The organism is Neorhizobium alkalisoli (genome assembly GCF_002968635.1).
GTDB lineage: Bacteria > Pseudomonadota > Alphaproteobacteria > Rhizobiales > Rhizobiaceae > Neorhizobium > Neorhizobium alkalisoli.
Map to the genome: position 1 here is coordinate 68,810 of NZ_PVBN01000009.1, position 13,541 is coordinate 82,350.

At 61.7% G+C, this 13,541-nt stretch carries 13 protein-coding genes; 6 read left to right on the top strand and 7 right to left on the bottom strand.

The genetic code is table 11. The features are described 5' to 3' along the window. Positions 1-57: 57 nt before the first annotated feature. Positions 58-651 (top strand): TetR/AcrR family transcriptional regulator, encoded by a 594-nt coding sequence (locus C5L13_RS19200; protein WP_105384874.1) that lies wholly within the window; start codon positions 58-60, stop codon positions 649-651. 12 nt (positions 652-663) lie between these two features. On the opposite strand, the gene C5L13_RS19205 is transcribed toward C5L13_RS19200, so the two are convergent. The 3 genes from C5L13_RS19205 to C5L13_RS19215 all read right to left on the bottom strand — a co-directional run bounded on the left by C5L13_RS19205 (position 664) and on the right by C5L13_RS19215 (position 2,533). Next, entirely contained in the window at positions 664-1,470 is an 807-nt protein-coding gene (locus tag C5L13_RS19205; protein ID WP_105384875.1) for a helix-turn-helix domain-containing protein, read from the bottom strand. Further along, complete coding sequence (locus tag C5L13_RS19210) at positions 1,467-1,832, bottom strand: nuclear transport factor 2 family protein (RefSeq protein ID WP_105384876.1); 366 nt, start codon at positions 1,830-1,832, stop codon at positions 1,467-1,469. The genes C5L13_RS19205 and C5L13_RS19210 overlap by 4 nt, the downstream gene beginning before the upstream one ends. An 89-nt stretch (positions 1,833-1,921) precedes the next feature. Continuing rightward, positions 1,922-2,533 (bottom strand): LysE family translocator, encoded by a 612-nt coding sequence (locus C5L13_RS19215; protein ID WP_105384877.1) that lies wholly within the window; start codon positions 2,531-2,533, stop codon positions 1,922-1,924. Between the two features lie 150 nt (positions 2,534-2,683). On the opposite strand from C5L13_RS19215, the gene C5L13_RS19220 reads away from it, so the two are divergent. From C5L13_RS19220 to C5L13_RS19235, 4 genes are all read left to right on the top strand, one after another. Continuing rightward, complete coding sequence (locus C5L13_RS19220; protein WP_105384878.1) at positions 2,684-3,793, top strand: carbohydrate kinase; 1,110 nt, start codon at positions 2,684-2,686, stop codon at positions 3,791-3,793. An 11-nt stretch (positions 3,794-3,804) separates the two neighbouring features. Further along, positions 3,805-4,743, top strand: coding sequence for a pseudouridine-5'-phosphate glycosidase (locus tag C5L13_RS19225; protein WP_105384879.1), 939 nt, complete (start codon positions 3,805-3,807; stop codon positions 4,741-4,743). A gap of 118 nt (positions 4,744-4,861) precedes the next feature. Then, complete coding sequence (locus tag C5L13_RS19230; protein ID WP_158693481.1) at positions 4,862-7,183, top strand: xanthine dehydrogenase family protein molybdopterin-binding subunit; 2,322 nt, start codon at positions 4,862-4,864, stop codon at positions 7,181-7,183. A gap of 39 nt (positions 7,184-7,222) precedes the next feature. Further along, on the top strand, positions 7,223-7,843 hold the full coding sequence (locus C5L13_RS19235; RefSeq protein WP_105384881.1) for a nucleoside triphosphate hydrolase: 621 nt from the start codon (positions 7,223-7,225) through the stop codon (positions 7,841-7,843). 7 nt (positions 7,844-7,850) lie between these two features. Here C5L13_RS19235 and C5L13_RS19240 read toward each other — a convergent pair whose 3' ends face one another. From C5L13_RS19240 to C5L13_RS19255, 4 genes are all read right to left on the bottom strand, one after another. Continuing rightward, positions 7,851-8,921: an ABC transporter ATP-binding protein gene (locus C5L13_RS19240; protein ID WP_105384882.1), complete on the bottom strand. Its 1,071-nt coding sequence runs from the start codon at positions 8,919-8,921 to the stop codon at positions 7,851-7,853. A gap of 15 nt (positions 8,922-8,936) precedes the next feature. After that, positions 8,937-9,785 carry a carbohydrate ABC transporter permease gene (locus tag C5L13_RS19245; RefSeq protein WP_105384883.1) on the bottom strand — a complete coding sequence of 283 codons (849 nt, stop codon included), beginning with the start codon at positions 9,783-9,785 and terminating at the stop codon, positions 8,937-8,939. After that, the gene (locus C5L13_RS19250; RefSeq protein WP_105384884.1) at positions 9,778-10,716 is read right to left on the bottom strand and encodes a carbohydrate ABC transporter permease; all 939 of its coding nucleotides are present in this window, start codon (positions 10,714-10,716) and stop codon (positions 9,778-9,780) included. The genes C5L13_RS19245 and C5L13_RS19250 overlap by 8 nt, the downstream gene beginning before the upstream one ends. 67 nt (positions 10,717-10,783) lie before the next feature. Then, positions 10,784-12,028, bottom strand: a complete 1,245-nt coding sequence (locus C5L13_RS19255; protein WP_407070452.1) for an extracellular solute-binding protein — start codon at positions 12,026-12,028, stop codon at positions 10,784-10,786. Between the two features lie 285 nt (positions 12,029-12,313). Here C5L13_RS19255 and C5L13_RS19260 point away from each other — a divergent pair, with 285 nt between their 5' ends. Then, positions 12,314-13,513, top strand: coding sequence for an ROK family transcriptional regulator (locus C5L13_RS19260; protein ID WP_105384886.1), 1,200 nt, complete (start codon positions 12,314-12,316; stop codon positions 13,511-13,513). Positions 13,514-13,541 lie beyond the last annotated feature (28 nt).

Below are 13,541 nucleotides of genomic sequence, written 5' to 3' on the forward strand. Positions count from 1 at the left end.
TTTAACTAGATGTCATCCTGACTTTCGTCAAGTCCTCATTCGTCTGGAGCATGCATTTTGGCCACGGCCGAACCGAAGACACCACCGCCCGCATCAACCAAGCTCCGTGCCGATGCTCGCCGCAACCGCGACAAGCTGGTCGAAGTGGCTGCCGCCGCCTTCGCGGAAAAGGGCGTCGAGACATCGCTCGAAGATATAGCGCGGCAAGCTGGCGTCGGCATCGGCACGCTCTATCGGCATTTTCCGACACGCGAACATCTCGTGGAAGTGATCTACCGCCGCGAACTGGAAAGCCTTGCCGGCGCGGCGACGGAACTTGCCGAAAAACATCCCCCCGACATGGCACTCGAGGAATGGATGCGGCGCTTTGTCGGCTATATCGCGACCAAGCGTGGCATGGCGAACAGTCTGAAGATCCTGATGAATTCCAACTCTACGCTATTTGCGGAAGGCTTCGGGAACATACGAAGCGCCTTCGAGCGCCTCGTCCGGGCCGCCGGAGAAAAGGGCCTCATCCGGACCGACATCGACACCGCGGACCTACTGCAGGCGCTCTCCAGCATTTATTCCATGCCGGATTCCCCCGACTGGCGCGAGCGTTCCCACCGTCTGATCGGGCTTCTTATGGATGGCCTGCGGGCGCGAAAATAGCGCTGGTTGCCATCACCCGCTTTCCGCAGTCCGGCGTAGAAGCCGTGCCGTCTCCTCATCGGCGGGGAAGAAGGATTCGATGGCCAGTTCCGACAAGGTGACATCCACCGGTGTGCCGAAGACCGTCGTTGTCGAGATGAACGAGAGACAGCCAGCTTCCGTCCGCAACTCCATGGGCACGGTGATCCCGGCATAATCGCTTCGCGGTTTCGAAGGCATTTCGGGGGGAACCGGATAGCCCGACAGCTCTTCCAGCAGCCCTTTCAAGATACGGTCACCCGTGGCCGCGATCTGCTGATGCAACCGCTCAAGCAGATGATTTCGCCACTCGGTCAGGTTGGCGATATGCGGCGCCAGCCCCTGCGGATGCAGGCTCAGCCGCAGGACATTGACCGGTCCCTCGAGAAGCGAGGGATCGGCCACGCCGTCAAGCAGCGGTGCCACCGCGGCATTTGCCGCCACCAGCGTCCAGTGCCGGTCGATGGCAAGTGCCGGGAAGGGTTCGTGACCCTTGAGCACCATGTCGATGGCTTTGCGGGCCGCTGCGAGAGCCGGATCGTCCAGCTTTCGCTCGGCATAAACAGGCGCGAAGCCTGCCGCGAGCAGCATGGGGTTCCGCTCGCGCAGCGGCACTTCCAGCCGCTCGGCGAGATGCAGAAGCATGTCGCGGCTTGGAAGCGACCGCCCGCTCTCGATGAAGCTGAGGTGGCGCTGCGAAATCTCAGCCTCCAGCGCCAGGTCGAGCTGGCTCATGCGCCGGCGGCGGCGCCAGTCGCGCAGGAAATCACCGAGAGGACGGGCGGTCGTGATCGTGTTCATGCGGCGGCCGGAACCTGATCGAGGAAACCGTGCACCGCCTTCAGGCGTCCGTTTTCGAGCATTGCGAAATCGGTACCCTTGATGATCGGCTCGCTGCCCTCCGGCCCAAGACCCCACGAAAAGCGCAGGTTGTCGCCGTGGCTGTCGGCAGCACCAAGCAGCTCGAAACGGAAGCCGGGGAAACGAGCCTGCACCGCCTCTACCAGCCCGTTGATCTCCTCATGCCCCTCGCCGCGCATCAGCGGATCGACATAGAGAGCCTCGTTTGTCCAGGCTTCCGCGATCATGGCGCGACGGCGGACGGCATCCGTCTCGTTCCAGATGGCGAGGTAACGTTCGGCGTAGGTATTTGCATCTGTCATTTCTCTTCTCCTTTTGTCGCCCGGCTCATTGCAGGCAGGGCGATCATGCGGGAGCACCGGCATCGTCTCAATTACGCGGCAGGTAATAACTATCGCTCCGAAAGCGCAAGTCTGGCACCGAGCAGGACGAAGGCAGCCGCGAAAGTTCGGCGCATCCACGCGAGGATGGCCGGGCGGGAAATGACATGGTTTCGCACCGATGCCGCGAAGAACCCATAGACGACAAAAACGCCGAAGGTCATCAGCATGAAGACGAGGCTGAGTTCGGTCATGCGCAGGATGGGAGAAGCTTCACCGGGACTCACGAACTGGGGCAGGAAGGCGAAGAAGAAAATCGAGAGCTTCGGATTGAGCGCATTGGCCAGGATGGCCGAAACGATGACCTGCCGCGCTGAGTGCGGTGTCGTTTCAGGCTCGACGGTCAACGCCCCTTTTTCCTTCAGCACCTGCCAAGCCATGAATAGGAGATAGGCGACACCGAGATATTTGACGGCTTCGAAAGCGAGCGCGCTCGCATGCAAGAGCGCCGCCAAACCGGAAACGGCTGCTGCCATATGCGGCAAAATACCAAGCGTGCAGCCAAAGGCGGCCACGATGCTCGCCCTCGCCCCGCGGGAAAGGCCTGCGGCGAGAGTGATGAGCACCCCGGTACCCGGTGATGCCACGACGATGAACGAGGTGAGGAGAAACTCAGGAGTCATGGACAGCCCTTTCCAAACTTTTGCCTAAAGCTATGCCGAAGCGCCGTCCTCATTCTTGAACAAAATTGCAGATTCATGGACAACCAGAAACAATTGTTGACACGAGCGACAATTGTTTTCAAAAGACTCCCATCCCGTGAGGACGTTGCGATGGAAGAACTGACCACTCAGGAAGCTGCCGTACTGGCAATCATCAGGGACAATCCCTTTGCAGGGCAGCAGGAGATCGCGACTGCGCTGGGCCTGGCGCGTTCCACCGTCGCCGCGCATATCGTGCAGCTGATGCAGAAGGGGCATATCCTCGGAAGGGGCTACGTGATGCCGACGCCAACCCGCGCGGTTTGCATCGGAGGCGCGGTGCTCGACAGAAAATATCACGCACGAAGCGCTCTTGTTCGCGGCACGTCCAATCCTGTCGAGAGCGGCCGCAGCCTGGGTGGTGTCGCTCGCAACGTGGCGGAAAACCTCGCCCGGCTTGGGACCGCCACGACCTTCGTCTCGATCGTCGGCGAGGATGAGGGCGGCCGCACGCTGCTGAGCTATATGCGCGATCAAGGCATCGACGTGAGCCAGGTTCTGACGAGCGCCGAACGCTCCACGGCCGAATATGTCGCGGTGCTCGAGCCGGACGGGGAGCTGGCGCTCGGCATTGCCGACATGGGCATATTCGACCTTTTTCGCCCCGACCACCTTGATCGCATCTGGCCTCACCTTGCATCCGCCAGCTGGGTATTCTCAGACTGCAATCCTCCCGCCGAAACGCTTGCCGCATTGATCGAAAAGCGCCGCGATGCGCGCTTCCGCCTCGCCATCGATGCGGTATCGACCGCCAAGGCCATGCGACTGCCAAGAGACCTTTCCGGCATCGACCTGTTGTTCATGAACATCGACGAAGCAAACGCCATCCTGCAGCGTGAAGGGCGCGAGCCCGTCAAAGATGCCAAGGAAGCCGCACTTGCCCTGCAGGCCGCCGGAGCCCGTGAGGCAATCGTCACGATGGGAGCCAAGGGGATCGCCGTAGCTGGTCTCGAAGGGGCACGGACATTTCCCGCCGTTCGGGCAAAACCGGTCGACATGACCGGCGCGGGCGATGCGATGATTGCCGGAACGCTTCACCGCGTCATATCCGGTGACGACACCTATACCGCCGCGCGTACCGGCACCCTGCTTGGAGCGCTGACCACCGAGAGCGCGGCAAGCGTCCATACCGAACTCTCCGAACGCCTGCTCGAAGCCAATATCCACCGGCTCGCCGATTGAAAGGAAAAACCATGTCACTCCTGAAACCGAAACTCAGCTCCGAAGTTGCCGAAGCGCTGGCGGCGGGCGGTCCCGTGGTTGCGCTCGAATCGACAATCATCACCCACGGCATGCCCTATCCGGCCAATCTCGAAACGGCGCTCGCCGTCGAAGATGTCGTGCGCAGGAACGGCGCGGTGCCGGCAACGATTGCCGTCATCGAGGGCGAGCTTCGCGCGGGGCTTGAACGCGATGAGCTGGAAGCGCTCGCTCAGGCCAAAGGCGTGGTGAAAGCATCCGGCCGGGACCTTGCCGTCGCGATGGTGCGCAAGCAGTCGGCCGGCACAACCGTATCCGCCACCATGCTGCTCGCCGATCTTGCCGGCATCGAGATCTTTGCAACCGGAGGCGTCGGCGGGGTGCATCGCGGCGCCGAGCAGACCTTCGACATTTCCGCCGATCTGACCGAACTCGGCCGCACCAGAACTGCGGTGGTCTGCGCCGGCGTCAAGTCCATCCTCGATATCGCCAAGACGCTCGAATATCTGGAAACCCAGCGCGTACCGGTGATTGCCTACGGCACGGAGGATTTCCCCGCATTCTTTACGAGGCTGAGCGGTTTCAAGGCGGACCACAGGCTCGATACGCCGGAAGAAATTGCCAAGGCCATGTGGCTGCACCATCAGCTCGGCACCGGCACTGGCCTGATGATTGCCAACCCGATTCCGGAAGCCGCGGCGCTGGCGCCGGAGTTCATCGACGGCACCATCACTGATGCCGTGCGCGAAGCGGACGAACGCGGCATCGGTCGCAAGGAACTGACGCCCTTCCTGCTCGCGCGCATCAACGAGCTCTCCAAGGGCGAAAGCCTGAAGGCCAATATCGAACTCGTGAAGAACAATGCCGCCCTCGCCTCCAGAATGGCGGTCGCTTACGCTGCGCTGACGAAAAAAGGGGCAGGAACCCGGTAGCATTGGATCGGCATCCCGACCGGTCCACCGTAAACCTCAGTTTGTCATGGCGGAGTTCCTGCTTTAGCCTCGCAAATTGATAGACACCCTTGGCTTGTCATGGTGCGGGAGCGTGAGCTTGAACAATGCGCATAGTGTCTTCGCGGGTCGCCGCGAAGACGACAGATTTTTGACCGGGCGGGGTACCTATACCGGCGACAACGTGTTCAGCGGCCAGCTTTACGCCGCATTCCTCAGGGCCGATCGAGCCCATGCACGCATCGTTTCGATCGACGCGGAAGCCGCGCTGGAAGCGCCCGGCGTTCACCTGGTCCTGATCGGCAAGGACGCCCTCGAAGCCCGTCTGATCGCGCCCGGTCCGCTCGTGTCCTTCCCCGGCGTCGACGGGATGACGATCCGGGCGCCGATCCGTCATGCTCTTGCGACCGATATCGTACGTTTCGTGGGTGAGCCCGTCGCCATGGTGGTAGCGGATAGCGTCGAGGCCGCGGCCGACGCCCTTGAACTCGTTGCGGTGGAATACGAGGATTTACCTGCCGTCATTGGCGCTGAAGCCGCGCTCGAAGACGGCGCTCCGCGGATTTTCGAGGATGTGCCTGATAATCTCGTCTTCCGTCACAGCTTCGGCGATGAAGCCGCCACCGACCGTGCATTTGCAAACGCTGCGCAGGTATCGAGGCTTACCGTCGAATCGCAGCGCGTCGCCGCCAATCCCATGGAGCTCAAATCCTTCGTCGCGGCCTATGAGGCGGAAACGGACGCACTAGACATCTATTCCGCGAGCCAGGGCACCGGCCTTGCGGATGCGCTCGCCCGCTTTATCGGCCATCCCCCGGAAAAGGTCCGTCACCACATGGGCGATGTCGGCGGCAGCTTCGGCATCCGCGGCGTTCCTTATCCGGAATATGCGGCGATCATGCTCGCCGCCCGCAGGCTCTGTTGTCCGGTGCACTGGACCGGAAGCCGTACCGAGAGCTTCCTAGCCGACTATCACGGCCGCGCGCTGAAGCTTACCGGAGAACTCGCGCTCGGCGAAAGAGGCGAGTTCCTCGGCATACGTATCGATATCGTCTGCGACCTCGGCGCCTATCATTCGCCTGCTGGTGCTTTGATCAACGTGCTCAATCCGATGCTGACGGCGACGGGTTGCTACCGCATCCCTACTGTTTTCGGAATGAACCGGCTCGCCTTCACCAATACATCCCCGATTGCCGCCTATCGCGGCGCCGGCCGCCCGGACATCAACTATCTCGTGGAACGCTTGGTGGACCAGGCCGCTGTCGATATCGGCATGGATCGGGTGGAAATCCGGCGCAGGAACCTGATACCGGACGATGCCTATCCCTATCAGACACCGACCGCGGTCTATGACAGTGGCAACTACGGCGCGATGCTGGAGAAGGCGATCGCGCTTTCGCAATGGGACGGCTTCCCTGACCGCCGCGATAGTGCGCAAAAGGCCGGACTTCTGCGTGGCATCGGCATGGGCATATTCGTCGAGCCTTCCGGAGGCGGAAATCTGCCCGAGGAAACCGAAATCCGTTTCGAGCCCGACGGCACCATTACCCTTTATACGCTTTCCGGTTCCGCAGGCCAGGGCCACGAGACGGTCCTGCCGCAGATCGTCGCCAGGGAGCTTGGTGTCGACGAAAACCTGATCACGCTGCGTGCCAACAGCCCAGCGCCACCTCACAAGTTGAAAGGCGCAGGTACCGTCGGCTCCCGAACCATGGCCTCCCACGGCGCTTCCCTGACGGCCAATGCGCGAGAGATCGTCAGAAAGGGCTTCGGGCTTGCCGCCCAGGCGCTGGAGGCTTCCGAACAGGATATCGAATTCGACCACGGTCACTATCGGGTCGCAGGCACCAATCTCTCGGTCTCGTTACTGGAACTGGCAGCGCATAACGCCACGGCCGATGGAAACGCGCTCGATACGCTCCACGCGATCCAGCCGGAACGCAATTTCCCCGGCGGAGTGCATGTGGCGGAAGTGGAGATCGACCCTGAAACCGGCGAAACGAAAGTCATCTCCTATATCGGAGTGGACGATGCCGGCCATATCGTCAACCATACGCTTCTGGAAGGCCAGATGCATGGCGGCGTTGCGCAGGGTGCCGGCCAAGTGCTGGGCGAGCAGATTGTCTATGACGGCAACAGCGGCCAGCTTCTGACTGCCTCGTTCATGGATTATTTCATGCCACGCGCCGATTTCATGCCGAGACCCCGCTTTTTTGATCTGCCGGTGAACACCGCCACCAACGTACTGGGAGCCAAGGGAGGCGGCGAAGCCGGCACGACCGGCGCGCTGCCGACCCTGATGAACGCGGTGATGGATGCGCTTCGCAGGGGTGGCGTTGAAGAATTCGATATGCCCGCCACGCCCTTCAGGGTCTGGCAGGCGTTGAAGTCTGCTGGTGCCAAATCCGGGCGAACAAGATAGAAGCCGCGGGATGTGATCTAACCGCAGGGTTCCGGAACCATGACACTGGACGATATCGCAGAAACCGTCATCGGCCGCGCCAAAGGCAGCAGGCGCTTTATCGTGGCGATTGCCGGGCCGCCGGGTTCGGGAAAATCGACGCTTGCCGACCGTTTGCACGAGGCGTTGCTGGCCAAGGGTGAAACGGTGGAAGTCCTGCCGATGGACGGTTTCCACATGGACAATGCCATTCTGGAGGCGCGCGGACTGCTGCCCCGCAAAGGCGCCCCGGAAACCTTCGACGTGCGCGGCTTCTCAGATGTCCTGACCGCCGTCCGGAAAGCCGAGGAGGAAGTGCTCGTACCGGTGTTCGACCGGTCGCGCGAACTCGCGATCGCCTCGGCCCGACCGATCGACCCGCAGACGCACATCGTGCTCGCGGAAGGCAATTATCTGCTGATCGACGAAGCGCCCTGGTCGAGGCTTGTGGAACTGTTCGACCTTACCGTGTTCGTCGGTCCGGACGAAGATGTCCTGCGGGAGCGCTTGCGGCAGCGCTGGGTCCACTACGGGCTCGATGAAGCCGCAATCGACTGGAAGCTGAACGGCAACGACCTGCCGAACGGTCGTTATATCCTGCAGCACTCACGGCCCGCGGATATCCGGTTGGACAGCTTCTGAGCTCCGCTCACAGCGCAATGCCGCTTTCGCGGTCGAAGACATGCACCTGGTCGGCGCTGATATTCGCTTCAAACCGGGCGCCGTAGCGGGCCGGATACTCGCCGTCGACAATCGCCGTCACGGCCTGGCCCGCCAGATCGAAGACCACATGGGTCTGGGCGCCGGTCGGCTCGACCAGCAGCGTCTGACCCGCCAATGCCGTTCCGCCGGTGCCGGGGCTCAGATGCTCGGGGCGAAGGCCCACCTTGATCGCCTGGCCGCGTTTGACCTTGCGATCGGGCGCGATGCGGATCGCCGTTCCGTCACCGAGGCGCGCCGCAGGTTCGCCACCCTCGCCTTCCACGGTGCCGTCAAGGATATTCATCGCCGGCGAACCGATGAAGGCCGCCACGAAGAGATTGGCCGGCGTCTTGTAGAGCTCGAGCGGCGTACCCTCCTGCTCGACCCGCCCCTGATTGAGCACGACGATCCGGTCGGCCAGGGTCATTGCCTCGATCTGGTCATGCGTCACGTAGATCGACGTCGTGCCCACCTTCTGGTGCAGCGTCTTGATCTCGGAACGCATCTGCACCCGCAATTTGGCATCGAGGTTTGAGAGGGGTTCGTCGAACAGGAAGACCGCAGGATTGCGGACAACTGCGCGGCCCATGGCGACGCGCTGACGCTGGCCGCCGGAAAGCTGCGCAGGCTTCCGGTCGAGAAGCGGCACGAGGTCCAGCATGCGCGCGGCCTCGGCGACCCGTTCGGCGATCACCTGTTTCGTGGCGCCGGAGAGGCGGAGGTTGAAGCCCATATTCTCGGCGACCGTCATATGCGGATAAAGCGCATAGGACTGAAAGACCATGGCGATGTTCCGCTCTCGGGGCGTCAGTTCGTTGACGACCTTGCCGCCGATGAGGACATCGCCATCGGTGATCTCCTCAAGACCGGCGATCATCCTGAGAAGCGTGGATTTTCCGCAACCCGAAGGGCCGACCAGCGCGATGAACTCGCCGTCCTCGATCGAGAGCCGCACCCCATGGATGATCTCCAGCGAGCCGTAGGATTTTTTGACGTTGGACAGTGTGACGGAAGCCATGGGTGCTATCTCCGGTCAGGACTTGACGGCGCCGGCGGTCAATCCGGCAATGATGTGCTTCTGGGCAAGGAAGAAGACGATGATGGTCGGCAGGATGGTGAGCGTGATGAATGCGAGCACCAGCTGCCACTCCGTGCCGAACTCTCCGCGATAGACCATGATCCCGAGCGGCCACGGATAGATGGACTCGGAATTCAGCATGATGAGCGGCAGGATATAGCTGTTCCAGCTCGCGACGAAGGAAACGATCGCGACGGTCGCAATGATCGGGCGGGAGAGCGGCAGGGTGATATGCCAGAAAAAGCGCATGTAGCCGCAGCCATCCACGAAGGCCGCCTGGAACAGTTCCTCCGGAAGGTTGCGGAAATAGTTCCGGAACAGAAGAATGCTCATGCCGAGACCGAACGCGACCTGCGGCAGGACCACGCCCCAATAGGAATTGAGCAGGCCGAGATCGCGGATCCGGATAAAGAGCGGCAGGATCGCCGTGGCGGCAGGAAACATCAGCCCGATCAGAAAGTAGTTGAGCAGAAAGGTCGCGCCGAAGAATTTGACATGCGCAAAGGTAAAAGCGGCCATGGCGGCGACGGATACGGTGAGGAACACGGTGAGCGTCGCAATGATCAGCGAATTCATCATCTGCCGCCAATACCGCTCCCCGAACAGGATATCGGTATAGTTGGACCACTGCCATTCCGCCGGCAGGCCGAACGGATTGACGCGCAGATCGCCGAGCGTTTTGAAGCCTCCGAGAGCCGTCGTCAGCAGCGGAACGACGACCACGGCCGCGATGATGGTGAGCGAGACGTAGAGGTAGATTTTCGTGCCGGCGCTCATCCGGATAGCGGTTCTCGTCTCAGTCATGGCGCATGAATATCCGTTTGTAGCTGAAGGCGAGCGTGACGCAGATCACGAACAGCACGACGCCGACAGCGCTTCCAAGACCGACCTGCATCCGGGTCACCCCGAAATTGTAGAGGAAGGTCACCATTGTCTGAGTGGAGTTGAACGGTCCGCCGCCTGTCAGAGGCATGATCATGTCGAAGAGCTGCAGTGAACCGACCACCGCAAAGAACACCGACAGGCGCAGCGTCGAACCGAGCAGCGGCAGCGTCACGAAGCGGAATTTCTGCCAACCGGTCGCACCGTCGATCTCGGCTGCCTCAAGCACGCTCTTGTCGAGCGACTGAAGACCGGCGATGAAAAGCATCATGTGGAAGCCGAAATATTTCCAGACGACCACGGCCAGAACCGCATAGATGGCAAGGTCCTTGTCGGCGAGGACATAAGGCGTCTCGACGCCGAGGAAGCCGGCAATGGCCGCGAAAAGCCCGTAGTCGCCGTCATAGACGAATCGCCAGATGAGGCCGGCCGCCACATCGGCAAGCACATAGGGCAGGAAGAAGATCAGCCGGAAGACGACCACGCCCGTGATCCGGTTCGCCAGCATCGTGGCAAGCCAGATCGCAAGCGGTATCTGCAGCAGCAACGAAACGACGATGATCAGGAAGTTGTTCTTGAGCGCGGTCAGGAAGGCGCTGTTCTTGAAAAGCACCTCGAAATTCCGCAAGCCGACGAACTGTTCGGGCAGGCCGTAGCCATCCCACCGGTAGAGGCTGTACCAGGCCGCCTCCCCCATCGGCATGATCACGAAGATCGTAAAGAGAAGAAGCGCCGGCGGCAGAAACAGGATCAAAACCGGAAGCCGGCCGCGCGCCGTGGGGCTCTTGCGCTTGGCAACGCGCGTAGCGCCCGCCGCATGCTCTATGGCGGTCGTTGCAGAAATATTGGTCATTTTCGTTCCGACTGTCATGGCCGCAGGGAGCGCACCGGCGAAGCGTCGGCCCCGCCGGTGCCTCGCATCACATCTTGTCCATTTCCACCGCGTCCTGGATCGTCTGCGCGCCCTCTTCCGGCGACATCTGACCCGACACGATGGCGACCGACGCGTCGTTCACGACACGGCCGACGGAGGGACCGAGTTCCTGATCGAAGAAGTTCTGGTGCCAGGTGGAAGCTTCGAGCTGTTTAGCGGACTCCCGAAGGAGAGGATTGGTGACGCCGTCCTCCGCTCCGACCGCCGCCGGCAGGATCATCCCGGCTTTCGCCATCATCCGCTCGTTCTCGGCATTCGTGAGATAGGCCAGGAAATCGAGGGTTTCCGGCGGCGCTTTCGCAGTCACGGCCCATGCGTTGATGCCGCCCAGCGTATCGGTGGCCTTGCCCGCTCCCCCGGCTACGACAGGGAAGGCAAACCGGCCGATATTGTCGCTTGCAAGCCCCTTGCCGTCGCCGGCATTCCTGCGCTGGAAGGCCTCCGTCGTCTCGAAGCCGAGGATCATCGCGGCCTTGCCGTCGCCGAAGACGCCGAGTGTCTGCGGCCAGGTCGTGGCGAGATAACCCGGCTGGAACGGTTCGAGCTTGCCGAGCTGGGCAAGCTGCTCGCCGGCCTTGACCGCTTCAGGCGCCACAAAACCGTCGCCCGCACCGGTCTTCATCGCGTCGAAGCCCTGCTGTCCGGCATTGCGCATGACGAGATAGCTCCAGTAGAAGTGGATCGGCCACTTCTCCCCACCGCCTCCCGCAATCGGAACGATCCCGGCATCCTTCAGCTTTTTTACCGCGGCCAGGAAATCATCCCAGGTCTTGATGCCGGCGGCGTCGACCCCGGCTTTCGTGAAATAGGCCTTGTTATAGAAGAAGCTGACCGTACCCATCTTGTAGGGCACCGCGCTGATCTTGCTGTCGAAGGTGACCGCCTTCAGCGCCGCAGGATTGTAGCTCTTGCCCCAGGCGCCGCCATCTCCCTTCATTTTGCCGCTGATGTCCTTCAGCGCGCCGGTCGCCTGCTGCTGCTTCAGCACGCCGCCGCCCCAGCTGTAGAAGAAGTCGGGCGCATCGCCGGATTGCAGGAGCGTCGGCAGCTTTGCCTTGAAGGCCTCGTTTTCAAGAAACTGCATCTCGATCTTCACGCCGGGATGCTCGGCCTGATATTTGTCGGCGATACTGCGCCAGACTTTCACGTATTCCGGATTGAGTTCCAGATGGAGCCATTTCACGACGGCATCAGCCGAGGCCGTGGCGGCCGTGGCGCATAAGGCCAGCATGCCGATGGCAGTGGCAGATGCAAAGCGAATTCCGAATTTTCCGATGGTCAGCATTTCGCACTCCTCCCGTAGCGCTTTATTTCCGTATCCGGAATAAATAAAGCGCGCACGCTTGCCGCCTGTCAATAGGGAGGACGGGAAAACGCCCGGCGAAGCATCAACCTCCCGCAAAGCCGCAAATTTTTGTTGCACCATCCGCGAAATCGGGACTAGAAGATGAGTGATTTAATTTGCCTCACGAAATAAATCGCGGCGCGATTCACTCGTCAGGCCTTGAGAGTGCCGATGAAGACCGCCGATCCCGAACTGATGCGCGCCATCAACCGCCTGAGTGTGCTGGATACGATACGCCGCCACGGGCCTATCTCCCGTGTGGAAATCAGCGAGCGTACCGAGCTTTCCACGACCACCGTTTCGGCAATTACGGCCTCCCTTCTCGATGACGGGCTGATCCTGACCCGTCATGAAGGCGACATCCGCAATGAGGCGGTGCGCGGCAGGCCGCGTGTCATGCTGGAGGTCAATCCGGATGCGGCCCGCGTCGTGGGCGCCAAGATCGCCGCGAGCCGCATGGTCTTCGTCGTCACGAATTTCAGGGGTGACGTGCTCTCGACGCTGACACTACCGATCCGCATAGACCGGCAGCCGATCGCGGTGATTGCCGATCTGGTCGAAGACGGCGTTCGCCGCTGCGTCGTCGATGCGGGGCTGTCGCTGGAGGACGTCGATACCGTATGCCTCGGACTTCCGGGCGTCATCGAGCACCGCACCGGCCATGTTCGCTCGAGCCCCATCTTCCGCGAGACCAATATCGATTTTGCGGCCGAAATGTCGGCGCGCCTCTCGACACCGACGATTGTCGAGAGCGACGCGCACGCCATCACCCTCGCCCACCACTGGTTCGGCAAGGCTCGTGAGCTGGAGGACATGGTGCTGATCTCGCTCGAGCAGACGCTGGGGCTTGGCGTATTGCACGGCAATCGCCTTTTCCGAGGCGCCGGAGGCCTCAGCCATAACCTCGGCGATCTCGTGCTCGGCATGGGCGCGCAAGGGATCGTTCGCCTTTCCAGCCAAGCCGGAGAGAGCGCGATTCTCGGCGAAAAGCAGACCGACGGACGGTTTGCCGAAGCGGTGCGGCTGGGGCGGGGCATGACCCACGTCCAAGCGCTGATCCAGGCCGATGACGACCGGCTGATCGCCGCAGCGGTCCGCGCCGGCGAAGCCGTCGGCATTACGATCGCCAATATCGTCACGCTGTTCGCGCCGCCGCGCGTCATTTTGGTCGGCTCGTCGCTGGCGCTGGGAGAGCCCTTCCTGAACAGCCTGCGCGACGCCTATGCGCTTGCCGTACCGCCGTCTCTGAAGGGTGTCAGTGAACTCGTTTTCGACGATTCCACCGACGATTTCTGGGCACAGGGAGCCGCTGCGGTTGCCCTTTACGAACTTTATGAATCGCCCTGGAGCACCACGGGGCCTGCGCTCTAAGCGGAAAAATCAGCAATTATCGGGAGGA